This window comes from Buttiauxella agrestis ATCC 33320 (genome assembly GCF_000735355.1).
Lineage (GTDB): Bacteria > Pseudomonadota > Gammaproteobacteria > Enterobacterales > Enterobacteriaceae > Buttiauxella > Buttiauxella agrestis.
In genome coordinates this window covers 1-23,656 of sequence record NZ_JMPI01000006.1, presented here as the reverse complement: position 1 = coordinate 23,656, position 23,656 = coordinate 1, and the positions used below count along the sequence as shown (strand labels likewise).

Here is a 23,656-nt window from a genome sequence, read left to right as displayed (position 1 = left end):
CGTTTATTAATAGTGTAAACCCTCGATTCTACCACGCCACCCCTAATCTTTATAGCTGCGGGATGCATTCCAGAATGTCGGAAGGATATACATTATTGCATTAAAGCACTGGATATCCATTCAGGTTTTATTGTGTCATAATTAGCCGTTTGTGATCGTCGGCGGCCTCCTGTGCGGCCTGGCAAAAAGCGTTTAAACCGGGAAAGGTGAATGGATAAGATCGAAGTTCGGGGCGCCCGCACCCACAATCTCAAAAATATTAACCTCGTTATTCCGCGCGACAAGCTGATTGTCGTGACTGGGCTTTCGGGTTCTGGCAAATCCTCACTGGCTTTCGACACCTTATACGCCGAGGGGCAACGTCGTTACGTTGAGTCCCTCTCCGCCTATGCGCGTCAGTTCCTGTCGTTGATGGAAAAGCCAGATGTCGACCACATTGAAGGCTTGTCGCCTGCGATTTCTATCGAGCAGAAATCCACCTCGCACAACCCGCGTTCAACCGTCGGCACTATTACAGAAATTCATGATTACCTGCGCCTGCTGTATGCCCGCGTGGGTGAGCCGCGCTGCCCGGATCACAACGTGCCGCTGGCGGCGCAAACCGTCAGCCAGATGGTCGATAACGTTTTAGCGCAGCCGGAAGGCAAACGCCTGATGCTGCTTGCCCCCATCATTAAAGACAGGAAAGGCGAGCACACTAAAACGCTGGAAAACCTCGCAAGCCAGGGTTACATCCGCGCCAGGATCGACGGCGAAGTGTGCGATCTCTCCGATCCACCAAAATTAGAATTACAGAAAAAACATACCATTGAAGTGGTCGTTGACCGTTTCAAAGTGCGCGAAGATATCGCGCAGCGTCTGGCGGAATCCTTTGAAACCGCGCTGGATTTATCCGGCGGTTCTGCGGTTGTCGCCGATATGGACGATGAAAAAGCAGAAGAGTTGCTGTTCTCGGCAAACTTCGCCTGCCCGATTTGCGGCTACAGCATGCGCGAGCTGGAACCACGTCTGTTCTCGTTCAACAACCCAGCCGGTGCCTGCCCAACCTGTGACGGGCTTGGCGTGCAGCAATATTTCGACCCGGAGCGTGTAGTACAAAACGGCGAGCTTTCCCTTGCCGGCGGCGCGATTCGTGGCTGGGATCGCCGTAATTTCTACTACTTCACCATGATGCGCTCGCTTGCGGAGCATTATAAATTCGATGTCGAAACACCATGGAATGAACTGAGCGCCAGCGTGAAAAACGTGGTGCTTAACGGCTCTGGTAAAGAAAGCATTGAGTTCAAATATATAAACGACCGTGGCGATACGTCTGTGCGCCGCCATCCGTTTGAAGGCGTTCTGCATAATATGGAACGTCGCTATAAAGAAACCGAGTCTTCCGCGGTGCGGGAAGAACTGGCGAAATTTATCAGCAACCGTTCATGTGCAAGCTGCGAAGGTACGCGTCTGCGCCGTGAAGCACGCCATGTGTTTGTTGAAAACACGCCGCTGCCAACGATCTCTGACATGAGCATTGGTCATGCGATGGAATTCTTCCACAACATGAAGCTGAGTGGGCAACGTGCGCAAATCGCTGAAAAAATCTTGAAAGAGATTGGCGATCGCCTGAAATTCCTGGTGAATGTCGGCCTGAATTACCTCTCGCTTTCCCGTTCCGCCGAGACACTTTCCGGCGGTGAAGCGCAGCGTATTCGTCTGGCAAGCCAGATTGGCGCGGGTCTTGTGGGCGTGATGTATGTGCTCGATGAGCCGTCAATTGGCCTGCATCAGCGCGACAACGAGCGCCTGCTGGAAACGCTGATTCACCTGCGCGACCTCGGGAATACCGTGATTGTGGTCGAGCACGACGAAGATGCGATCCGTGCCGCAGACCATATTATTGATATCGGCCCTGGTGCAGGTGTTCACGGCGGCCATGTCGTTGCTGAAGGCACGATGCAGGATATTATCGACGCGCCAGAATCACTGACCGGGCAGTTCCTCAGCGGTAAGCGTGAAATTGCGCTGCCGAAAAACCGCGTTCCGGCCGATCCTGAGAAGGTGTTGAAGCTGGTTGGCGCGAAGGGCAACAACCTGAAAGATGTGACGTTGACGCTGCCCGTGGGTTTGTTTACCTGCGTGACCGGGGTTTCAGGTTCCGGTAAATCGACGCTGATTAACGATACGCTTTTCCCGATTGCTCAAACCCAATTGAACGGTGCAACGCTTGCAGAACCTGCGCCGTACCGCGACGTTCATGGTCTGGAGCATTTCGACAAAGTTATTGATATCGACCAAAGTCCGATTGGACGTACACCGCGTTCAAACCCGGCAACTTACACCGGCGTGTTTACGCCAGTGCGCGAGCTGTTTGCGGGCGTGCCGGAATCCCGTGCGCGGGGTTATACGCCGGGGCGTTTTAGCTTTAACGTGCGTGGTGGGCGTTGTGAAGCGTGCCAGGGCGATGGCGTTATCAAAGTTGAGATGCACTTCCTGCCGGATATTTACGTGCCGTGCGACCAATGCCGTGGCAAGCGATACAACCGCGAAACGCTGGAAATTAAGTACAAAGGCAAAAGCATCCACGAAGTGTTGGATATGACCATTGAAGACGCTCGTGAATTCTTTGATGCCGTACCTGCGCTGGCGCGTAAGCTGCAAACGTTAATCGACGTGGGCCTGTCTTACATTCGCCTGGGTCAGTCTGCGACCACGCTGTCGGGCGGTGAAGCACAACGTGTAAAACTGGCGCGTGAGCTTTCTAAACGCGGCACCGGACAAACGCTGTATATCCTCGATGAGCCGACGACTGGCCTGCACTTTGCAGATATTCAGCAATTGCTGGAAGTTCTGCACCAGTTGCGCGATCAGGGCAACACCATTGTGGTTATCGAGCATAATCTGGATGTGATTAAAACCGCAGACTGGATTGTTGACCTTGGCCCAGAAGGCGGTAGCGGCGGCGGCGAAATTCTCGTTTCCGGTACGCCAGAAACTGTCGCAGAGTGCGAAACGTCACATACCGCTCGTTTCCTCAAGCCTTTGCTGAAATTGAAATAGTCAGTCAGAAAGCTGCTGCCTGGTTTCCTGGGGCAGCAGCGATAATGCCTGCTGATACGAAGCATCCACCAGGTAGTAAATCTGCGAGTCAGGAAGTGTGCCATCCAGGTAAAGCGTGCTCCAGTGCGCTTTATTCAAATGCGCGCTAGGATGCACATCACTATGTTGTTCACGTAATAAGTCGGCAAGTGCCGGGCTTGCCTTTAACGACACTGCCGGGCGCGCTTCCACGTCATGCACCATCGCATACATCACATCCGCCACTTTGATTTGTGTCGCCTTCCAGTCGCTATGAACCGCTTGTTCGGCTCCGGGCTTGTTCATGCAGTATTGCAATAACTCCGAATTGGTCATTTTAATTCCCCTTGAGAGACTCCCGTGAAAAGGATGTGCTAGCCAGTTTAAGAAACCGGCACCTCTAAGTGTGCGAGCAACTCGCCAAAAGGTAAAACTCAACGGGGAAATTTTGATGAAAAAAACGGCAGCGGGATGGGTATAGCGTCATTAAAACCGATTTTACCCTAAATAATTCGAGCTGAAGAAAGGCGGCAAGTGAACTCACCCCAGTCACTTACTAAAGTAAGTGACTGGGGTGAGTGAGTGTAGCCAACGCACCTGCGGCTTGAAGTATGACGGGTAAAATTAGTATTCGGAGTTAACGATAACCTCTTCGCCAAATGCCCCTGCTTTTGGCAATGGTTGATAGCTGGAGTTAGAAGCACGTAACAGACGAATACCGCGCGCGCCTACATCCTGCGCGGCAGTAATATCACCGTCTGAATCGCCGTAAAACACTTTGATTTTCTTATCTTTCAGCCACTGCGTTTTGGTGTTTTGCCCTGGCTGGTCGCCCGCAAAGATAACCGGGTTCACACTAGCCTGCGGGATCTGGAAATCATTTTGCAGCGTTTTAGTCACGGTTTCTGTTTTGGTCGGGCTGCGGCCAGTGACGAAATAAATGCTGTCGCCACGTTTGAGGTGCATGGCTATCAGGTTTTTCGCCACCTCTTTTGGCATGCTGAAATCATCCCAGCCGTTGTTCATTTTTTCCCAGAATGCTGGGTTTTTCAGGTAATCCTGTTTACCTGGTGAATACTCTTTTTGCCCGCGATAGAAGCCAGGGCTTGAGAACAGAACCGTGTCGTCGATATCAAAACCTACCGCCATCGGCGCACGCCCTAACAGGCTATTTTCGATTTGTGCGACCGACACCCAGTGCACAGGAACTTGCTGCGCGAGTTGCGCAACAGTAACGCCAGGATTCAGTGGAGCGGGAGCTGATTCTTTTGCGAGAGCAGACTGATTCAATCCAAGTAACAAACACGCGGCACTGAGTGCCATCGTTAGCTTACGCATTATTTTCCCTCTTTCTCGTTAATTTTTATGATTATAAATCGGAACAAGTGGTCAAAAATCAGATCGACAATACCGAGGCCTAAGCGCCAGAGAAAGGTTTTTTTCAAGATTTGTCATAGAAAAAGGCGATGATCACACATCGCCTTTCGGGGAACAAAGTAAGTGAGTACTTACATTACTGCGGCAAACGCCTGCGCTACGCGTTGCACGTTGTTGCTGTTCAACCCGGCAACACACATGCGTCCGCTGGCAATCAGATAGACACCAAACTCATCACGCAGGCGGTCAACCTGTTCCGCGCTCAAACCGGTGTAGCTGAACATCCCGCGTTGTTGCAGCAGGTAGTCAAAATTGCGGTCTGGCATTTCAGCTTTCAGAACAGAAACCAGTGCCTGGCGCATATCGAGAATACGGCGGCGCATGGTTTCGACTTCCGCCAGCCAGTTAGCTTTCAGTTGTTCGTCATTGAGCACCAAAGCCACAACCTGCGCGCCAAAGTTTGGCGGGCTGGAGTAGTTACGGCGCACGGTCGCTTTCAGTTGGCCCAGCACGCGGCTTGCGGTTTCGGTGTTTTCACAGACCACCGACAGCCCGCCGACACGTTCGCCATACATTGAGAAAATTTTGGAGAAAGAGTTGCTGACCAATGCAGGCAACCCGGCGCTGGCTATCGCCCGAATCGCGTAAGCGTCTTGTTCCATACCCGCGCCAAAGCCCTGATAGGCGATGTCGAGGAAAGGAATCAGTTCGCGAGCTTTGAGGATTTCGACCACCACATCCCACTGCGCATCAGTCAGGTCAGAACCTGTCGGGTTATGGCAGCATGGATGCAGCAGCACAATGCTTTGTGCTGGCAGCGTATTCAGCGTTTCCAGCAATGCCTCGAAGCGCACGCCATTGGTTTCGGTATCGAACCATGGATAAGTGTTCACTTCAAAACCGGCACCGCCGAAGATAGCGACATGGTTTTCCCAGGTCGGGTCGCTGACCCAGACCTGCGAATTTGGGAAATAAGTTTTCAGGAAGTCTGCACCGACTTTTAACGCACCAGAGCCGCCAAGTGTTTGAATCGTCGCGATACGCCCTTCGAGCAAAGCCGGGTGATCTGCCCCAAACAGCAACGGAGCAATCGCGCTGCGGTAGGTATTCAGGCCTTCCATCGGCAGGTAAATCGATGCGCCATGTGGTTGAGAATTCAGACGTTCTTCTGCCTGAGCGACAGCCTGTAACTGCGGGATGACCCCATTTTCGTCGTAATAGAGGCCAATGCTGAGGTTTACCTTGTCGCTACGCGGATCAACTTTGAAACGTTCCATAAGGGAAAGGATTGGGTCGCCAGCATAGGCGTCAACTTTTTGAAACACGGTGAGGTTCTCCTGGTTTACAGTGTCGCGAACAACCAATGTAAACCAGGGAAGGACAACTAGTCCAGATACTCCATCGCTACCCTTGAAGTCAGGCGCGTGATAAGTTCGTAAGCACTCACTTTTGTGATTTCCGCAATGCGTTCAACCGGCAGGTTATCGCCCCACATCACCACGCTATCACCCACTTTGTCTGCTGAGTTCGGGCCAAGATCGACACAAATCATGTCCATGGCAACACGCCCGACAATCGGCACTTCGCGGCCATTGACCAGCACTGGCGTACCGGATGGTGCTGCGCGTGGATAACCGTCGCCGTAACCAATCGCCACCACACCCAGGCGGGTATCGCGCTGCGCAATCCAGGTGCCGCCGTAACCTACCGCTTCGCCCGCTTTGTGTTCGCGAACGGCAATCAGGCTGGAAGTAAGAGACATCACCGGCTGAAAACCAAAATCGGTGCCCCACGGTTTTTGCTCCACCGGAGAAACGCCGTACAAGATAATGCCAGGGCGAACCCAGTCCAGATGCGAGTCCGGCCACAACAGGATGCCGCCAGATGCGCCAATGGAACGCTCCCCTGGTTTGCCTGCGGTAAATGAATTGAAAATATCGAGCTGGCGCAGCGTGGCGTCAGATTCCGGCTCATCAGCACGCGCAAAATGACTAACGATATTTACCGGCTGGCTGACGTTTTTACAGCGGCAAAGGCGCTGATAAAAGGCTTCTGCTTCTTCAGGCAAGATGCCCAAGCGGTGCATGCCGGTATCCAGCTTCATCCACACGGTAATCGGATGGCTTAACTCGGCCTGCTCCAGCGCTTCGAGCTGTTCAATACAGTGGACGGCAGTCTGGAAATTCTGCCCGGCAATCGTCGGCAGGTCGCTTGCATTGAAGAAACCTTCGAGCAGCAGAATGGGCTGGGTAATTCCCCCTGCACGCAACCGAACACCTTCTTCAAGACGGGCAACGCCGAAAGCATCGGCATCAGTCAGGGTAAGGGCCGTCTCCAGCAGACCATGCCCGTATGCGTTTGCTTTCACAACCGCCACCATACGGCTGGCTGGAGCCAGTTCGCGCAGACGTTGCAGGTTGTGTCGCAGAGCGCGGCGGTTAATTTTTACGGTTGCCGCTTGCATGTTCGTTCCTTGCGAAATTTTTGTATATGGAATTGGAATGCCCAAATCCTCTAAATCATTCGGGCTGCAAGAAGGCGGCAAACTCGTGAATCCCCATGAGCTTACACAAGTAAGCGATTGGGGTAAGCGAGTGCAGCCAACGCACTTGCAGCGTGAAGGATAACGAGGATTTAATCTTCGTCGTATTGAGGACCAGCATAGTTATCGAAGCGCGAGAACTGCCCGTTAAACGTCAGGCGCACGGTACCGATTGGGCCGTTACGCTGCTTGCCGAGGATGATTTGCGCGATGCCTTTCTCGTCACTGTTGTCGTTATAAACTTCGTCACGATAGATAAACATAATCAAGTCGGCATCCTGCTCGATAGAGCCGGATTCACGTAAGTCGGAGTTGACCGGGCGTTTATCAGCACGTTGCTCCAAAGAACGGTTAAGCTGCGAGAGCGCCACCACCGGCACCTGTAGCTCTTTTGCCAACGCTTTGAGCGAGCGCGAAATCTCGGCGATTTCCAGCGTACGGTTATCAGACAGCGACGGCACACGCATCAATTGCAGGTAGTCGATCATGATCAGGCTCAGGCCGCCATGTTCGCGGTAGATACGGCGCGCACGTGAACGCACTTCCGTTGGCGTCAGGCCGGATGAGTCATCAATGTACATGTTGCGTTTTTCAAGCAAGATGCCCATGGTGCTGGAAATTCGCGCCCAGTCTTCATCATCGAGCTGACCGGTACGGATTTTGGTCTGGTCAACGCGTGACAGCGACGCCAGCATACGCATCATGATTTGTTCGCCGGGCATCTCGAGGCTGAAAATGAGAACCGGTTTTTCCTGCAACATCGCGGCGTTTTCGCACAAGTTCATCGCAAACGTGGTTTTACCCATCGACGGACGCGCCGCCACGATGATCAGATCCGATTTTTGCAGACCTGCTGTTTTCTTGTTCAAATCCTGGTAGCCCGTATCCACGCCTGTTACGCCATCGTGCGGCGTCTGGTAAAGCGTTTCGATACGCGAGACTGTCGCTTCGAGGATTTGGTCGATACTTTTTGGCCCTTCGTCTTTATTCGCGCGGCTCTCAGCAATCTGGAACACGCGGGATTCGGCGAGGTCGAGCAAGTCTTCGCTGGTGCGCCCTTGCGGATCGTAACCGGCATCGGCGATTTCATTCGCCACAGAAATCATTTCACGAACTACGGCACGTTCACGCACGATATCGGCGTAAGCGCTAATGTTCGCCGCACTTGGCGTGTTTTTTGATAATTCGGCCAGATAGGCGAAACCGCCAACGCTTTCCAGATTGCCCTGAAGTTCAAGAGATTCAGAAAGCGTGATCAGATCGATGGGCTTGCTCATTTCGAGCAAACGCTGCATCTCGGTGAAGATCATGCGGTGTGGACGGCTGAAAAAATCGTTAGCCACGACGCGCTCAGAAACGTTATCCCAGCGTTCGTTGTCCAGCATTAAACCGCCCAACACCGACTGCTCCGCTTCCAGAGAATGTGGCGGCATTTTCAGCCCTTCCATCTGACGATCGCGGGGTTCTTTCGGTTTGTTGAAGGGTTTATTTCCTGCCATAGTGAGGGAGTTACCAAAATCAGATAAGAGAGACGAGAGTTTACTCTATCTCCCTCCGAGGAAACAGAAGGAGTTCTCATGGCAACACGCATTGAATTTAGTCAACACGGCGGGCCTGAAGTGCTAAAAGTCGCGGAATTCACCCCAACGGCCCCCGCAGAGCACGAAGTGCAAGTTGAGAATAAAGCGATTGGTATCAACTACATTGATACATACATTCGCAGCGGTTTATACCCACCGCCGATGCTACCCAGCGGCCTCGGTACAGAAGCTGCAGGGGTCGTGACTAAAGTTGGCAGTGCGGTAACACATCTTAAAGTCGGCGACCGAGTGGTGTACGCGCAGTCCGGGCTTGGCGCATACAGCAGCGTGCATAATGTGCCCGCCGATAAAGCCGCAAAACTTCCTGATGCTATCTCTTTTGAACAAGCCGCAGCGTCATTCCTGAAAGGTCTGACGGTCTATTATCTGCTGCGTAAAACCTACGATATCAAAGCCAATGAAGTTTTCTTATTCCATGCTGCGGCCGGTGGCGTTGGGCTGATCGCCTGCCAGTGGGCGAAAGCGTTGGGTGCCAAATTAATCGGTACGGTCGGCTCTGCGCAAAAAGCAGAAAGCGCCAAACAAGCCGGCGCCTGGCAGACCATTAACTATCGCGAAGAGAATCTTGTCGAGCGGGTAAAAGAGATTACCGGCGGCAAAAAAGTGGCGGTGGTTTATGACTCGGTTGGGAAAGATACCTGGGAATCATCGCTGGATTGTCTTCAGCGCCAGGGTTTGATGGTGAGTTTTGGCAACTCCTCCGGCCCGGTTACGGGTGTGAATCTGGGCATTTTGAACCAGAAAGGCTCGCTGTATGTTACTCGTCCGTCACTAAATGGTTACGTGACCACGCGTGAAGAGCTTGAGGAAGCCTGCAACGAACTGTTCTCGTTGATTGCCAGCGGCGTGATAAAAGTCGATGTGTCTGATAACCAGAAGTTTGCCTTGAGCGATGCCGCTCAGGCTCATACAACGCTGGAGAGCCGCAGCACACAAGGCTCTAGTTTACTGATTCCATAAAAGAATTTGGGCCTCCCGAGGGAAGCCCATTCTTTTTTTGTTCGCACGGTATGTAGGGTACAGCGCGATGAATTCGTGTTTTCGCAACCCGTTAATAATGTCAGGTTTGGTAAATAATTGATATCCCGCGACCCGCAAACTTAGCCAGAAAGATGCGAGGTTGTGATCAACTCCGCAATACCTGAGCAATCTGCCGGGTTATTACAAACAAAACCTAGCGTTTGTCGGCAACCAATGACAGTGCATGTTCTACAACATCAATTCCGGCACCTGCTTTATGGGCGTTTTCGCTCAGGTAACGACGCCACTGGCGCGCACCGGGGATCCCCTGGAACAGACCGAGCATATGGCGAGTGACATGGCCTAAGTAAGTGCCGTTTGCCAGTTCACGCTCGATGTACGGGTACATGGCGCGAACCGCCGCAACGGTGTCGACTTCTTGCGAGTCAATGCCAAAAATCTCACGATCAACCGCCGTCAGCAGGCCTGGGTTTTGATAGGCTTCGCGCCCAACCATCACGCCATCCATATGTTCGAGATGCGCTTTCGCTTCTTCCAGCGATTTGATACCGCCGTTAATCGACATCGTTAAATGCGCAAAATCACGCTTCAACTGATAGACACGCGGGTAATCCAGCGGTGGAATTTCACGGTTTTCCTTCGGGCTTAAACCCGAAAGCCAGGCTTTACGGGCATGAATGATGAACATTTCACATTCGCCCTTCCCGGCAACCGTACCGATAAAATCACACAAAAATTCGTAACTGTCCTGGTCATCAATGCCGATACGCGTTTTGACGGTGACAGGGATAGATACCACGTCGCGCATCGCTTTAATGCAATCAGCAACGCGCTGCGCATCCGCCATCAGACATGCGCCGAACATACCGTTTTGCACCCGATCCGACGGGCAACCGACGTTCAGGTTAATTTCATCGTAGCCACGTTCTTCAGCCAGTTTCGCGCATTGTGCCAGCGCGGCCGGGTCACTTCCGCCTAATTGCAAAGCGATGGGATGCTCGTCTTCGCTGTACGCCAGATAATCCCCTTTGCCGTGAATAATCGCACCGGTGGTCACCATTTCGGTGTACAGCAGTGTCTGGCTTGATAACTGACGCAAGAAATAACGGCAGTGGCGATCGGTCCAGTCGAGCATCGGTGCAATAGAAAAACGATGTGGCTGGAATGGAGTCTGGCTGATTTGTGAGGACATAGGCACTGGCGTTTACGGGCTACGGTTAAAAAAGGGTCGGTACTATAGCATAAAGCAGCGTCGGGACACCTGCTCGTCCCGACGGCTATTTTTATCAGAAGGTGACGCTAAGCTGTGCGCCTGCACCCCAGGTCTGGTCCTCGCCGTACAGCCCCATTAAATCGACATGCACGCGATTAAAGGGCGCGAAGCCAACACCGCCGGTAAAGACGTTGCTATCGTTTGCTTTAACATCTGCGCGATAGCCCGCCCGCACCGCAAGCCATGACAGCGGCGTAATTTCAGCACCGACCCCAACGTACTGCGAGTCTTCTTCGCTTTTGAAGCCTTTGGTTTCGGTGAGATCGCCATCGGCGCTAAGGGTAATGAGGTCGTTATGCCAGGAGACACCTGCGGTCACTAACGGACGAATTTGGTAAGTGTCTTTGTAGTTGACCGTCTCGCCGGTTCTGCCATTGGTGATCAAGATGTCTTTGGTATCAATGTCACGCGAAACCAGGTTCTGGCCGCTCAAACCTACCGTCCAGTTTTCGCCAAAATCGGCTGCCATGCCCGCATCGACGTTGAAACCCGTGTCGTCATTACGATAGCGGCTATTTTTCCAGTCGTTGCTGTCGTAGGAATAGATCGACGTGGTGTAGTTGTATAACCAGGTTTTTTGCAGCTTTGGCGTGATGCCAAAAGAGACCGGTACGCCGCCAAGGTCAAACTGTTTCGCCAGCGTCACGCCATAGTCGGAGACAATAGCGGCGCGGCCTGAGGCGGTGGAGTTCAGCTGGCTGGTAATAGCATCGGAGCCGTTAATAGCGGCGTCCAACGCCACTCCGCCTGCAACAACATTAGAATTAGCGATGCCGTTGAGGTAATCAATATCTTGTTGATCAATAGAGGAACTGACGTGCGCACGCGCATAAGCTTTTGCAACAAATGCCACCGAAAGCACGTCATTCGGAATACTGACTGCGATGCTCGCCCCCGCTTTAGCGTTTGCGGTTTTCCCTTTCAGATCGTTTAGTTCACCAGCCAGATCGCCCGCCGCCCCCTGAAGCTGATTGAGTGAACCATTTGGGTTTAAAAGGATATCCTGCAGGGTAAGATCGTCGAAAACGTTTTTGTATTGATCGACCGTATCGCTAATTTCATCAATCTGATCCTGCAGGTTATCTTTATCAGTAATTTGACCGCTGACCGCAGGCAGAATTACCGTTACCGTATCATCCTGCTTTGCTTTTGCCAGCAAGGCGGGGTTGGTGAGAACACCACTTCCGTAACTTCCGGAGGCAACACCCGTGCCCCCCATTGCATCACTACGTGCTTCAGCCCAGGTACCAGCCGCGAAGACCGGATTTGCCACAAATAAAGATGCAGCGCTAAGCGCCACCAAAGTTTTAATTTTTTTCATTCACCGCTCGTCTGTTGATCAGTTGTAATAACTAGCCCCCGCCAGTTATGACTGAACGCAGGCAGACTATTGCTGTGAATAAAAAGCTAAAAAGTGAGCTGTTTCGCCCATAGAAATCCTGTTTCTATCCATCAGGATTATCGGTTCAAAATTCCTTTGCAGACTTATTTATAGTTTACCGTTCGTTTTTCGGGAAGGCAGACCATCGTGCTGACCAAAGAATTGCGGTGGATGGTCAATCCAGCGATCTTTACGTTGTGCTGCATAAGAGGGGTTTAAGGGGTAGTAAATTCTGTTTTCCGCTTTATTGGCTTCGCCGACAATCAGCAGTCGCACTTCATGTTCGGTGTTATTAATAAAAGTATGGCAAACGCCTGTCCCTGCCGGGAAGCCGACACTATCTCCAGGTTCCAGCGCATAGAGGTGCCCGTTAATCCACACTTGCGGATGCCCTTCCAGGACATAAGCAAACTCTTCTTCACTGCTTTCGGCGTGCGGATAAGAAGTCCGGCGGCCAGGCAACAAGCGTTCATGATGTATCCCCAGGCGTGTTAAACCCAGTTTGCGAGCCAGCGGTGCGCCAATGGAAAATAATTCAGTGCTATCGGGATAGGTTGAATCATCTTCACCTTCCAGTTCTTTCCAGTGGCGAATGCAATCAGGTTTATTCATAACAAACTCCGGGATAGTCATCTCAATATGATGTGACCAGAATGGCGCACCATTCGGCGTTTTTTGCGCATTGTGGTAAAGTGTAGGGCTAATCTACAGGGGAATGCTGATGGACATCACGACTTCACAAAACGTGTTAGCGCAGGCTGAAAAACTATGCGAGCAGCGTAATGTGCGCCTGACGCCACAACGCCTTGAAGTACTGCGTTTGCTGACACAGCAGGCAGGTGCAATCAGCGCTTATGATTTGCTGGATTTACTGCGTGCCAGCGAACCGCAAGCTAAACCCCCGACGGTGTATCGTGCGCTCGATTTTCTTCTCGAACAAGGTTTTGTACACCGTGTAGAGTCAACCAACAGCTATGTTTTATGCCATCTTTTTGATCAACCGACTCACTCATCAGCCATGTTTATCTGTGACCGATGTGGCGCGGTGAAAGAACAGGGTGCGGAAGGCGTAGAAGATATTATGCAGCAGTTGGCAGCCGAGTTAGGCTTTGCTCTGCATCATAATGTTATTGAGGCGCATGGATTATGCAGTGCTTGTGCGGAGGTTGAAGCGTGTAGCCACCCGGAAGCCTGTGGGCATGACCATTCGATTCAGTCAAAGAAGAAGTCGCGTTAGGGGTATGGGTACGTCCGTGTACCTGGGCAGGGCTGAGAGTTAACACATCTGAGGGAAACTAATTACCAACGGTATTTGTTGCGAGTTTCCCAATCAACGACTTCTTCCTCTGCCTTATCCTTTTCATATCCATAACGTTCCTGGATTTTGCCGACAAGCTGATCGCGCTTCCCTTCAATGACGGTCATATCATCGTCAGTCAGTTTGCCCCATTTCTCTTTTACTGTGCCTTTGAACTGTTTCCAGTTACCGCCGATTTCGTCTTTATTCATAATAATATCCTCATCGTTCGGTGAAAAATTACTAACAAAAATTACCATCGTCCGGGTGCTTCCGTTTGGCTGACACCCTGTTTCTGCTGGACGTGGGAATAATTGTAGTCAAGGATATGGCGGTATGGGGAAAACTAAGAATGTTTAACCTAACGGCTTAATCTTGAACATTGTTAAACCAGGTATTTTTCTGCCAGTGGCGACGCCAGATCCAGCCCAGCGACAAACCTCTTAGCGCAAGGAATACAGCTAACGAAAGCCACAACCCGTGGTTGCCTAAATACGGTACGGTAAACATCGACAGGCCAAAGCCCAACGCCGCGACAGCCATGCTATTGCGCATTTCAGTCCCTCGAGTTGCGCCTATAAACATGCCATCGAGCAAATAGCACCACACGCCGACAACGGGTAAAATTATCTGCCAATACAAATAGATATCCGCTTGCCGTTGCAGCTCAGCAATTGAGGTCAAAAGGGAAACAATTTGCTCACCCAATAAGGCATAAACGGCGGCGAATGCCAGTGCGACTAAACCGGCCTGGCGACATGCAGCCCCCCAGACTTCGAGTAATTGCCCCCGATTTTTTGCCCCATAAGCCTGCCCGGAATGTGCCTCAACGGCATAGGCAAAACCATCGAGCGCGTAAGCGGTGAAGGTCAGCAACGTCATTAGTACCGCATTCACCGCGACGATTTCGCTACCCAAACGCGCGCCAAAGATGGTCACGGAGGCAAAACAGATCTGTAATAACAGCGAGCGGAGCATGATGTCGCGGTTAAGCGCCAACAAACGCCGAACATTACCGCGCCACGCCTGTTTGAGCATTTCACCACTGATTCCACGCAGGCCCATGACCTTTTTCACCATGAGCAAGCCGATGATAAATGTGGCGTATTCAGCCGTGACAGTAGCGAGTGCCGCCCCCTGAACATTCATATGCAGCCCCATCACCAGCCACACGTCGAGCACAATATTCAGAACGTTACCGACCACTAACAAAATAACCGGCGCGCGTGCGTATTGAACGCCCAGCAACCAGCCGAGCAAGACCAAATTAGCCAGGGAGGCCGGGGCGCTTAGCCAACGAATCTCAAGAAAACGTTGCGCCTGAAAGAGCACGTCCTGATTACCGCCGACAATACGCAGAGCCAGCGAGATTAGTGGTTCGCGCAGCAAGACAATGGCAATACCCGCTCCGAGTGCCAGCAATAAAGGCTGCACCAATGCGCGAGCTAAAGCGGAGGGGTTATTTGCGCCAAAGGCCTGGGCGGTTAAGCCGGTGGTACTCATGCGCAGAAACAGCAATAACATAAACAAGAAGCTCGTTGCCGTCGCTCCAATCGCGACACCACCGAGATAAACAGGACTATCCAGATGACCAATAACAGCCGTATCGACAAGGCCAAGCAGCGGGACGGTAATGTTGGAGAAAATCATGGGTAAAGCGAGGCGCCAGAGCGCACGATCCGCTGTGGAGAATAATTGCATGACCTCTCCTGAAGGAGATCAAAGAGAATTAAGACAGTGATGCGCACTTAAATGCGCATCACCTAAAGAGATTTTACAGCCAGTCGCCGTTGCGAATAACCCCAACAGCCAGCCCTTCAATCGAGAAGTTATGCTCGCGCAGGTCAACCACTATCGGCTCGAATTCGCTGTTTTCTGGCAGCAGATGAACGGTATTCCCTTGCTGTTTCAAACGTTTAACGGTCACTTCATCATCAATGCGCGCAACCACAACCTGGCCGTTACGCACATCCTGAGTTTTATGCACCGCCAGTAAATCACCGTCCATAATACCGATGTCTTTCATAGACATCCCGCTGACGCGCAGCAGGAAGTCGGCATTCGGTTTGAACAATGAAGGATCTACCTGGTAATGGCCTTCGATATGCTGCTGCGCAAGGAGTGGTTCACCCGCAGCGACGCGCCCAACCAGCGGGATACCGGTGATCTCTTCCACCAGCAAACGAATGCCACGCGAAGCGCCGGAAACAATCTCAATCACGCCTTTACGGGCGAGAGCTTTTAAATGTTCTTCTGCAGCGTTCGGAGAACGGAACCCCAGACGTTGAGCAATCTCGGCACGTGTCGGCGGCATGCCGGTCTGGCTGATATGATCCCGAATAAGATCAAACACCTCTTGCTGCCTGGTAGTTAACGCTTTCATTCCGCCCCCTGGGTGTTTATACAGTTATGCTGTGAGTATATACAGTTAAAGGCGAATTTGGAACCACAAATTGAGCAAAAAACCAGGCACTTAACTATTATGGAAAGACTATCGCAAATGCTGCCAAAGCAGCGTGACCCAGGTAATCACTGCAAGGATAATGGCGATTAATACAGCGGCTGAGCCCATATCTTTTGCTCGCCCGGAAAGCTCGTGATAGTCAGTACCAACACGGTCAACGAGGGCCTCAATAGCGCTATTGAGGATTTCGACAATCATCACCAACACCACTGAACCAATCAGTAAAATACGGGTAATAGGGTCAACATCTAACCAGCAGGCAATAGCAATGGCGATGACAGCCGAAACGCCCTCCTGGCGGAAAGCAGCTTCGTTGATCCAGGCCGCTTTTAGCCCTTTCCATGAATAGCCTGCAGCTTTGATAATACGGGTAAGTCCAGTGGTACTACTCGCCATTTTGGGCAACCTTTTCAAATTATTTGCATCAATGCTTGTCAAAATTATAACGCCACAGAAATCTGGGTCAGATTCTGATATTCTTGCGGCGAATTTGCATCATTAACCTGAGGCTTTACATCGTTTATGTCAGGCTGGCCAAGAATCTACTACAAATTACTTAATTTACCATTAGGCGTTCTGGTAAAGAGCAAGTCTATTCCGGCAGATCCACAAGCCGAACTGGGCTTAGATCCCACACGTCCAATAATGTACGTGCTGCCCTATAACTCAAAGGCGGACTTATTAACGCTGCGCGCTCAATGCCTCGCGCATAACTTGCCCGACCCTCTCGAGCCGTTAGAAATCGACGGAGCGGTGCTGCCGCGCTATGTCTTTATCCATGGTGGGCCGCGTGTATTCACTTATTACACGCCGAAAGAAGAGTCGATCAAGCTGTTCCATGATTACCTCGATTTACACCGTAGCAATCCAAATCTGGACGTGCAGATGGTGCCTGTTTCGGTCATGTTTGGCCGTTCACCGGGGCGCGAAAAAGGCGAAGTAAATCCGCCATTAAGAATGCTCAACGGCATTCAGAAATTCTTCGCCGTCTCCTGGCTTGGCCGCGACAGCTTCGTGCGTTTTTCTGCACCGGTTTCGCTACGCCAGATGGCAACCGATCACGGCACAGATAAAAAAATCGCTCAGAAACTGGCGCGAGTGGCACGTATGCACTTCGCTCGTCAGCGTTTAGCGACTGTTGGCCCGCGTCTGCCGGTGCGTCAGGATCTGTTTAACAAACTTCTGGCATCAAAAGCTATCGCTCGCGCGGTAGAAGACGAAGCGCGTAGCAAGAAAATCTCCCATGAAAAAGCACAGCAAAATGCTGTCGCGCTGATGGAAGAGATTGCCGCCAACTTCTCTTATGAAGCCGTTCGTTTGACCGATCGCGTGTTAGGTCTGACGTGGAACCGTTTGTACCAGGGCATTAACGTTCACAACGCTGAGCGTGTGCGCCAACTGGCTCATGACGGCCATGAGATTGTCTATGTGCCCTGCCACCGCAGCCACATGGACTACATGCTGCTGTCTTACGTGCTTTATCACCAAGGGCTAGTTCCTCCGCACATCGCGGCGGGTATCAACCTGAATTTCTGGCCAGCAGGCCCGATTTTCCGTCGCCTGGGCGCGTTCTTTATTCGCCGTACCTTTAAAGGCAGCAAACTCTATTCCACCGTGTTCCGTGAATATCTTGGCGAGCTGTTTAGCCGTGGCTATTCCGTTGAATATTTTGTGGAAGGTGGGCGTTCCCGTACCGGGCGTTTGCTTGATCCGAAAACCGGCACGCTGTCGATGACCATTCAGGCCATGCTGCGCGGTGGTACTCGTCCAATTACATTGGTGCCAATTTACATTGGCTACGAGCATGTAATGGAAGTGGGGACTTACGCCAAAGAACTGCGTGGAGCGACCAAAGAGAAAGAGAGCTTTATGCAGATGGTGCGCGGGCTGAGCAAGCTGCGTAACCTCGGCCAGGGCTATGTGAACTTCGGCGAACCGATGCCGTTGATGACCTTCCTCAACCAGCGCGTTCCTGAATGGCGTGATTCAATCGATCCAATCGAAGCGATTCGCCCGGCGTGGCTGACGCCAACGGTCAATGAAATTGCTGCCGAGCTGATGGTGCGTATCAACAATGCAGGGGCGGCAAATGCCATGAACCTGTGTTGTACCGCATTACTCGCTTCGCGTCAGCGTTCACTCACTCGTGAGCAATTGACCGAACAACTCAACTGCTACCTGAGCCTGTTGCGTAATGTGCCGTATTCACCAGATGCGACCGCCCCAGACCAGCCAGCAGAAGCGTTGATTGAACACGCGTTGCAAATGAACAAGTTTGAAGTAGAGAAAGATACTATCGGTGACATCATCATTCTTCCGCGTGAGCAGGCGGTACTGATGACTTATTACCGTAACAACATCTTGCATATGCTGGTGTTGCCTTCTCTGCTGGCCGCGATTATCACGCAGCATCGCCACATTTCACGCGGAGAGCTTCTGCGTCAGGTCGAATTACTCTACCCGATGCTGAAAGCTGAGCTTTTCCTGCGCTGGGAAAAGGCGCAGCTTGTCAGTGAAATGGATGCGCTGCTCAATGAGATGGTTCGTCAGGAACTGATTACTCTTGCGGGTGAGGAAGTGCTGATTAACCCGGCTCGTTCACGCACTATGCAGCTTCTGGCTGCGGGTGTTCGTGAAACGCTGCAACGTTATGCGATTACTTTCTGGCTGTTGAGCGCTAATCCATCCATCAACCGCGGGACACTGGAGCGCGAAAGCCGCACCGTTGCCCAACGCTTGTCTGTTTTGCATGGTATTAACGCACCGGAGTTCTTTGATAAAGCCGTGTTCACCTCGCTGGTGTTAACCCTGCGTGATGAAGGCTATATCAGCGATACCGGAGATGCGGAGCCAACCGAAACCATGAAGGTCTACCAGATGTTGGCAGAGCTAATCATGCCGGATGTGCGTTTGACGATTGAAAGTGCGACGTCGCAGGCTGCGACCGAGTAAAACGAAACAGGCGGGGAAACCCGCCTGTTTTTTTAGAAGTGCAGGTAACTCAGCACCAGACCAATAAACAACACCAGCCCAACGTAGTTATTATTCAGGAATGCACGGAAACAGGCGTCACGATCGCGGTTCGCAGTAAGACGTTGCTGATGAATAAACAGCGCACCCGCCAGAGCAATCGACCAGTAAAACGCTCCACCCAACCCGTTCAGCCAGCCAATCACCGCCAGCAGTACCATCACTGTAATCTGCAAAATGCCGATGATCAGATTGTCATAGCGCCCGAACAGTATCGCCGTGGATTTAATACCAATTTTTAAATCATCATCGCGATCGACCATCGCGTACTGTGTGTCGTAGGCCACGGCCCAGCAGATATTGGTCAAAAACATCAGCCAGCAACTGAGCGGTACAGATTCACTCACCGCCGCAAATGCCATTGGTATTGACCAGCCGAATGCCGCACCTAACACCACCTGTGGCAGGTGGGTATAGCGTTTCATAAACGGGTAAACCCAGGCCAATGCCAGCCCCGCTACCGATAACAAAATTGTCATGGTATTGAGTGTCAGCACCAGTAAAAACGACAGCAGAACCAGCACAGCAAATAAGATGCGTGCCTCTTTCTCGCTGACTGCCCCACTCGGCAGTGGCCGGTGCGCCGTGCGTTTAACATGCCCATCAAATTTACGATCGGCGTAGTCGTTTACCACGCAGCCCGCAGCTCGCATCATCCAGACGCCAGCGATGAACACACATAAAATGGTCAGCGGCGGCACACCCGGTGTCGCTAACCACAACGCCCATAACGTGGGCCATAGCAATAAAAGCGAGCCAATCGGCTTATCAAGCCGCATCAGGCGTTGATAGGCCTGCCATTTGCCCTGTTTCAGACTCCACTCCATTATTTTTCCTCTACATACAGCGGGGATGCGGGGAGAAACAGCTCGGTCAACACTAATGGTTTTCCGGCTAATCTCAGGCGGGAACGACGCCCCCACAGCTCCTCATTGCGGCCAATCTCAATGAAATCCCGTGTCAGGGAAGATGCACTAAACAGGTAACGCCCAAGAGGTGTGGTTCCGAGTTGCTGCAATGCAAGCTCTGGCCCCTCGAGGGTAGATTCAGGAACGATGGTACGCCCTAAAAGCCAGGGTTCATCATCGCCGCAGAGCATGATTTCACGCAACCAGTAACGTTTGGCTTCAGGCAGCAAATCAGCTTCAGGAATATCGGCACGCGAATCGAAAAAACCTTCACGCACAATACGCACGCTGACACGCGAGCAATATTGTTCAAAGCGCTTGGTCATTGAATCTTCAAGCAACAACCAGTCAAGAAGCGATGCACTCAGCCCCTCGGGGATCGTAGCCTCAAAGCGTAAGGCGCGCAGTGGCGAAAGCGCGTCAGACATGTGAATTTCTCCGAAACAAAACCGAAAATCATTGTAACGCAGAATAGGTATAGCGGGGCAGGAAAAGCACAACAAGCGTTTAACAACGCCGAGTCAACTTGAAGGATGAAGAAGGAAAAAAGGTGCGCCCGCAGGCGCACCAAACCTCAAACATCAGCACTGCGGGGAGACGGTCACCCCTTGCCTTTTACACTGCTGATAAAAGTTTTACGGGCAGTCGTCGATCCCAGGCGTTCAGCTTCGTCGAGCAGTTTCAGGGCTTTGTCTACATCGCCTTTCGCTACGGCATCTTTGATTGCCTGGTTGAAGTACGTTTCTGTGTCACTTAGCACTGGCTCAGATTTCTTGGCTGGCGCGGGTGCCGCTACTGGTGCAGCAACGGCTACCGGGGCAACGTAGGTTGCGGCTGGCGCTGCGGTATTACCCACAGTAACCGGGCCTGGGCCTGATGAACCAAATAACGGCCCAACCAGAATGCTGGAGTTTGAAGAGGTTTTGACTTTCACTTTCAAGAGACCGTCGGTGGTATGGCGGGCAATCGGGTCTGGAATATCCGGTACAGCGTTACCCGTGCCTTTTGCATAGGCTTTTGCCGGGTCGAGCATTTTGGTGGTTTGCTGTGTGTCTTTGTTGGTGGTGAACACTAACAAATAGAGTTTTTGCTGCCCCAATGCTGGCGTCAGCTTAATCGTCCCTTCCAGGCGATCGGCGGACATCACGCCCGGTTCCTGGTAGGTAAAGTAGCTTGACGGGAAATAAGCCGCGGGCGTCATATTCTGGTCAAGAACCAGTACGTTCGGCGCAAATACCGTGTTTTTACTGATTTCACTAGTGAGCGTGATGGTCAATTCACCAATATTTGCAGGCACACTATAAGCCGCGACCGGGCCAGTAATATCACCTGCGCTCAGGCTCTGACCACTGGTAGCCAGTGTGGTGGTTAATGTTTTTGATTGATCGACGGGCGTCCACTGTAGCTGTTGTAACGCTGAACTCGGCACTGCTGGCGCCGCAGAAATGTCTTGTGGAACGATATTCACATCAGCCAGGCTGACTGCGGGAATGCTGGCGAGCAGCCCTGCGGAAAGGCAGAGTGCGAGGAGACTTTTTTTCATTTTCATTGTTATAAACCTCGAATGGAAAGTCGGTGGAAAGTTGGCCAGGCAATAGCCCTTTCCACCTGAAACAAGCATTGGCATACAAGGGTAATAACAAGGGGTTCAGTGGCGAACCCCTTATCACTTCTTACTTTAAGCTACTGCTGTATTACCACCAGATTTCCATCTGGGCACCGAAGGAGAACTCGTCGTTGTCGCCACGGCTGGTAGAGAACGTACCGTTGCCGGTAGAATCAGCGATAGCAAAGCGAGTTGAGTCGCCGTTGGCATCTTTAGCGTAACCCCATTTCTCATCCCACTTCGCGTAGGTTGCGAAGACACGCAGTGCCGGACGGGACCAGATGCTGTCGCCTGCCTGCCATTGTTGTGCCAGGGTAATTTTGTATTGACCATTATGATCGCCAGTTTCCTGGGATTTCACGTTGTCGTAGCCCACTTCCAGCAGGGTACTCATGATAGGCGTCCATTTGAACATTGGACGAACACCGATGGTGTACCATTCAGTCCCCTGGTTATCATCCATATCCAGGTTCTGATACATACCGACGTACATCAGATCCCAGCGGTCAGCCAGAGTAATCGCACCGTGATCGATAACACGAATCATGCTGCCATCGTTGTTCAGAGAACCGCCCTGCGCCTGACCTTTACCTTGCGAGGTCATGGAGTCAGTTGCGTACTGGACGACAAATTTGTTGTAGCCTTTCATCATGCTTTGGGTGTGTTCGATTGTCCCCATCCAGCCATCTTTAGATGCGCCAGGTTGCAGGTAATAATCGTCAGGAATGTTAGTGTGACCGTAATCAACACCCAGTTCTAAAGTACCGCCAGGGTTGGTTTCGATCCCCGCCCAACGCACGTCAAATACATCGTTTGGTACTTTATTGCTGTAGTTACGAGAACCATCAGCATTGAAATCATTGAATGCAGCCGAGCCGCCTGATTCAGAAGAACGAGTCGCTGCGAAGGACAGTTTACCCACGCCGACGTCGATGTTTTCAAGACCCGCACCAGGACCTGAAATATCCCAGTAGTAGAAGTCGATCATGTGAACGTCATGACGTTGATAGAAACGCTTACCGGCCCACATGTTGGCGCCTGGCAGTGCATCAATCAGATTTTTACCCTGCACGTTTGCTTCACGGAATGCCGGGCTAGTTGCTTCCCAGTCATTATCCTGAGCAACGGAGTACGCCACGTTAGTATCGAAATAGAAGCTCTTGTCGCCTTCTTTCCACACTTCCTGGCCCAGTTTTAATTCCGCATAGGTTTCACATTCGTTACCAAGACGGTATTTAGATTGAGCACCAGTTGCCTGGAAACATTCCTGTGTGCCGCCGCTGCCGGTCCAGCCAATACCAGAACGGGCATAACCGTGGAAATCCACTGCCATTGCCTGAACAGACATAACGCCTGCTGCTACGGCGACTGCCAGTGGGAGTTTGCGCAGAGTAATCATCGTTCTATCTCCTGAGATCATTGCTTTTCTTTTTTATGGGAATGCTTAAACACCTGGCTCTTGATGCAGCCGACGACATGCAGTGCCATCTTCACGGAACAGATGGCAGCGCTCTGGCGGCAAGCCAATAGCGAATGTGGCACCCTCTTTTACCAACACCACGTCATTCTGGCGGTACACCAGGTTCTGACGGATGGCGGGGATTTGAATATGAATCTGAGTTTCATGGCCGAGCTGCTCGACAACCTGAACTTCACCTTCAAGGGTCACGTCAGCGATGTCGCTTGGCAGCAGATGCTCCGGGCGAATCCCCAGAGACATGTTTGCGCCGACCTGAACTTCTTTGCTTTCAACCGGCAGCCAGACTTGCTGACGGTTCGGTAATTCAACCTGCACTTGATCGATAGCCGTGGCGGTGACTTTCACCGGCAGGAAGTTCATTTTTGGCGAGCCGATAAAGCCCGCAACAAAACGGTCAGCCGGGTAGTGATACAGCTCGAGCGGTTTGCCGACCTGCGCGACACGCCCGGCGTCCAGCACCACAATTTTGTCGGCAAGCGTCATCGCTTCAACCTGGTCGTGGGTGACGTAAATCATGGTGCGCCCGAGGCGCTTATGCAGTCGGGAAATCTCAATGCGCATCTGCACCCGCAGTGCCGCATCAAGGTTTGAAAGAGGTTCATCAAGCAGGAATACACGCGGTTCAGCCACCAGCGTACGGCCAATAGCTACTCGCT

Annotated in this window: 21 protein-coding genes; 4 read left to right on the top strand and 17 right to left on the bottom strand. The window is 51.9% G+C overall.

Going from position 1 to position 23,656, the window contains the following annotated elements:
- Positions 1-210 precede the first annotated feature (210 nt).
- Positions 211-3,042: an excinuclease ABC subunit UvrA gene (gene uvrA, locus GBAG_RS00760; protein ID WP_034492431.1), complete on the top strand. Its 2,832-nt coding sequence runs from the start codon at positions 211-213 to the stop codon at positions 3,040-3,042.
- On the opposite strand, the gene GBAG_RS00755 is transcribed toward uvrA, so the two are convergent.
- From GBAG_RS00755 to dnaB, 5 genes are all read right to left on the bottom strand, one after another.
- Positions 3,043-3,396, bottom strand: a complete 354-nt coding sequence (locus GBAG_RS00755) for an MmcQ/YjbR family DNA-binding protein (protein WP_034492428.1) — start codon at positions 3,394-3,396, stop codon at positions 3,043-3,045.
- Positions 3,397-3,684: 288 nt separating this feature from the next.
- Positions 3,685-4,398, bottom strand: coding sequence for an acid phosphatase AphA (gene aphA, locus GBAG_RS00750; RefSeq protein WP_034492427.1), 714 nt, complete (start codon positions 4,396-4,398; stop codon positions 3,685-3,687).
- A 170-nt stretch (positions 4,399-4,568) separates the two neighbouring features.
- A complete protein-coding gene (gene tyrB / locus GBAG_RS00745; RefSeq protein WP_034492425.1) occupies positions 4,569-5,762 on the bottom strand; it encodes an aromatic amino acid transaminase in 1,194 nt (397 codons plus the stop codon).
- Between the two features lie 59 nt (positions 5,763-5,821).
- Positions 5,822-6,901, bottom strand: a complete 1,080-nt coding sequence (gene alr, locus GBAG_RS00740) for an alanine racemase (protein ID WP_034492422.1) — start codon at positions 6,899-6,901, stop codon at positions 5,822-5,824.
- Between the two features lie 170 nt (positions 6,902-7,071).
- On the bottom strand, positions 7,072-8,478 hold the full coding sequence (gene dnaB / locus GBAG_RS00735) for a replicative DNA helicase (RefSeq protein WP_034492420.1): 1,407 nt from the start codon (positions 8,476-8,478) through the stop codon (positions 7,072-7,074).
- A 78-nt stretch (positions 8,479-8,556) separates the two neighbouring features.
- Here dnaB and GBAG_RS00730 point away from each other — a divergent pair, with 78 nt between their 5' ends.
- The gene (locus GBAG_RS00730) at positions 8,557-9,540 is read left to right on the top strand and encodes a quinone oxidoreductase (RefSeq protein ID WP_034492417.1); all 984 of its coding nucleotides are present in this window, start codon (positions 8,557-8,559) and stop codon (positions 9,538-9,540) included.
- 214 nt (positions 9,541-9,754) lie between these two features.
- On the opposite strand, the gene dusA is transcribed toward GBAG_RS00730, so the two are convergent.
- The 3 genes from dusA to GBAG_RS00715 all read right to left on the bottom strand — a co-directional run bounded on the left by dusA (position 9,755) and on the right by GBAG_RS00715 (position 12,827).
- Positions 9,755-10,753 carry a tRNA dihydrouridine(20/20a) synthase DusA gene (gene dusA / locus GBAG_RS00725; protein WP_034492414.1) on the bottom strand — a complete coding sequence of 333 codons (999 nt, stop codon included), beginning with the start codon at positions 10,751-10,753 and terminating at the stop codon, positions 9,755-9,757.
- A 94-nt stretch (positions 10,754-10,847) separates the two neighbouring features.
- On the bottom strand, positions 10,848-12,155 hold the full coding sequence (locus tag GBAG_RS00720) for a conjugal transfer protein TraF (protein ID WP_034492411.1): 1,308 nt from the start codon (positions 12,153-12,155) through the stop codon (positions 10,848-10,850).
- A 168-nt stretch (positions 12,156-12,323) separates the two neighbouring features.
- Entirely contained in the window at positions 12,324-12,827 is a 504-nt protein-coding gene (locus GBAG_RS00715; RefSeq protein WP_034492408.1) for a cupin domain-containing protein, read from the bottom strand.
- 109 nt (positions 12,828-12,936) lie between these two features.
- On the opposite strand from GBAG_RS00715, the gene zur reads away from it, so the two are divergent.
- Positions 12,937-13,452 carry a zinc uptake transcriptional repressor Zur gene (gene zur, locus GBAG_RS00710; protein WP_034492406.1) on the top strand — a complete coding sequence of 172 codons (516 nt, stop codon included), beginning with the start codon at positions 12,937-12,939 and terminating at the stop codon, positions 13,450-13,452.
- 62 nt (positions 13,453-13,514) lie between these two features.
- Here the strand turns inward: zur and GBAG_RS00705 are convergent, their stop codons facing one another.
- The 4 genes from GBAG_RS00705 to GBAG_RS00690 form a co-directional block, all read right to left on the bottom strand.
- A complete protein-coding gene (locus tag GBAG_RS00705) occupies positions 13,515-13,724 on the bottom strand; it encodes a CsbD family protein (RefSeq protein WP_034492637.1) in 210 nt (69 codons plus the stop codon).
- Between the two features lie 157 nt (positions 13,725-13,881).
- The gene (gene dinF, locus GBAG_RS00700; RefSeq protein ID WP_034492404.1) at positions 13,882-15,213 is read right to left on the bottom strand and encodes an MATE family efflux transporter DinF; all 1,332 of its coding nucleotides are present in this window, start codon (positions 15,211-15,213) and stop codon (positions 13,882-13,884) included.
- Between the two features lie 73 nt (positions 15,214-15,286).
- Positions 15,287-15,895, bottom strand: a complete 609-nt coding sequence (lexA, locus tag GBAG_RS00695; RefSeq protein WP_034492403.1) for a transcriptional repressor LexA — start codon at positions 15,893-15,895, stop codon at positions 15,287-15,289.
- Between the two features lie 108 nt (positions 15,896-16,003).
- A complete protein-coding gene (locus tag GBAG_RS00690; protein WP_034492402.1) occupies positions 16,004-16,372 on the bottom strand; it encodes a diacylglycerol kinase in 369 nt (122 codons plus the stop codon).
- 126 nt (positions 16,373-16,498) lie between these two features.
- On the opposite strand from GBAG_RS00690, the gene plsB reads away from it, so the two are divergent.
- Positions 16,499-18,928, top strand: coding sequence for a glycerol-3-phosphate 1-O-acyltransferase PlsB (plsB, locus tag GBAG_RS00685; protein WP_034492400.1), 2,430 nt, complete (start codon positions 16,499-16,501; stop codon positions 18,926-18,928).
- Positions 18,929-18,960: 32 nt separating this feature from the next.
- Here plsB and ubiA read toward each other — a convergent pair whose 3' ends face one another.
- From ubiA to GBAG_RS00660, 5 genes are all read right to left on the bottom strand, one after another.
- Positions 18,961-19,833: a 4-hydroxybenzoate octaprenyltransferase gene (ubiA, locus tag GBAG_RS00680; protein WP_034492399.1), complete on the bottom strand. Its 873-nt coding sequence runs from the start codon at positions 19,831-19,833 to the stop codon at positions 18,961-18,963.
- A complete protein-coding gene (gene ubiC / locus GBAG_RS00675; RefSeq protein ID WP_034492397.1) occupies positions 19,833-20,342 on the bottom strand; it encodes a chorismate lyase in 510 nt (169 codons plus the stop codon). The genes ubiA and ubiC overlap by 1 nt, the downstream gene beginning before the upstream one ends.
- A gap of 173 nt (positions 20,343-20,515) precedes the next feature.
- The gene (malM, locus tag GBAG_RS00670) at positions 20,516-21,463 is read right to left on the bottom strand and encodes a maltose operon protein MalM (RefSeq protein WP_034492395.1); all 948 of its coding nucleotides are present in this window, start codon (positions 21,461-21,463) and stop codon (positions 20,516-20,518) included.
- 145 nt (positions 21,464-21,608) lie between these two features.
- Positions 21,609-22,919 (bottom strand): maltoporin, encoded by a 1,311-nt coding sequence (locus GBAG_RS00665; protein ID WP_034492393.1) that lies wholly within the window; start codon positions 22,917-22,919, stop codon positions 21,609-21,611.
- 45 nt (positions 22,920-22,964) lie between these two features.
- Positions 22,965-23,656, bottom strand: a 692-nt coding sequence (locus GBAG_RS00660; RefSeq protein ID WP_034492391.1) for a TOBE domain-containing protein, incomplete at its 5' end; no start/stop codon positions are given.

Coding starts and splice junctions, on each gene's coding strand:
- uvrA (WP_034492431.1), top strand. CDS start 211: ATGGATAAGATCGAAGTTCGGGGCGCCCGCACCCACAATCTCAAAAAT.
- GBAG_RS00755 (WP_034492428.1), bottom strand. CDS start 3,396: ATGACCAATTCGGAGTTATTGCAATACTGCATGAACAAGCCCGGAGCC.
- aphA (WP_034492427.1), bottom strand. CDS start 4,398: ATGCGTAAGCTAACGATGGCACTCAGTGCCGCGTGTTTGTTACTTGGA.
- alr (WP_034492422.1), bottom strand. CDS start 6,901: ATGCAAGCGGCAACCGTAAAAATTAACCGCCGCGCTCTGCGACACAAC.
- dnaB (WP_034492420.1), bottom strand. CDS start 8,478: ATGGCAGGAAATAAACCCTTCAACAAACCGAAAGAACCCCGCGATCGT.
- GBAG_RS00730 (WP_034492417.1), top strand. CDS start 8,557: ATGGCAACACGCATTGAATTTAGTCAACACGGCGGGCCTGAAGTGCTA.
- dusA (WP_034492414.1), bottom strand. CDS start 10,753: ATGTCCTCACAAATCAGCCAGACTCCATTCCAGCCACATCGTTTTTCT.
- GBAG_RS00720 (WP_034492411.1), bottom strand. CDS start 12,155: ATGAAAAAAATTAAAACTTTGGTGGCGCTTAGCGCTGCATCTTTATTT.
- GBAG_RS00715 (WP_034492408.1), bottom strand. CDS start 12,827: ATGAATAAACCTGATTGCATTCGCCACTGGAAAGAACTGGAAGGTGAA.
- zur (WP_034492406.1), top strand. CDS start 12,937: ATGGACATCACGACTTCACAAAACGTGTTAGCGCAGGCTGAAAAACTA.
- GBAG_RS00705 (WP_034492637.1), bottom strand. CDS start 13,724: ATGAATAAAGACGAAATCGGCGGTAACTGGAAACAGTTCAAAGGCACA.
- dinF (WP_034492404.1), bottom strand. CDS start 15,213: ATGCAATTATTCTCCACAGCGGATCGTGCGCTCTGGCGCCTCGCTTTA.
- lexA (WP_034492403.1), bottom strand. CDS start 15,895: ATGAAAGCGTTAACTACCAGGCAGCAAGAGGTGTTTGATCTTATTCGG.
- GBAG_RS00690 (WP_034492402.1), bottom strand. CDS start 16,372: ATGGCGAGTAGTACCACTGGACTTACCCGTATTATCAAAGCTGCAGGC.
- plsB (WP_034492400.1), top strand. CDS start 16,499: ATGTCAGGCTGGCCAAGAATCTACTACAAATTACTTAATTTACCATTA.
- ubiA (WP_034492399.1), bottom strand. CDS start 19,833: ATGGAGTGGAGTCTGAAACAGGGCAAATGGCAGGCCTATCAACGCCTG.
- ubiC (WP_034492397.1), bottom strand. CDS start 20,342: ATGTCTGACGCGCTTTCGCCACTGCGCGCCTTACGCTTTGAGGCTACG.
- malM (WP_034492395.1), bottom strand. CDS start 21,463: ATGAAAATGAAAAAAAGTCTCCTCGCACTCTGCCTTTCCGCAGGGCTG.
- GBAG_RS00665 (WP_034492393.1), bottom strand. CDS start 22,919: ATGATTACTCTGCGCAAACTCCCACTGGCAGTCGCCGTAGCAGCAGGC.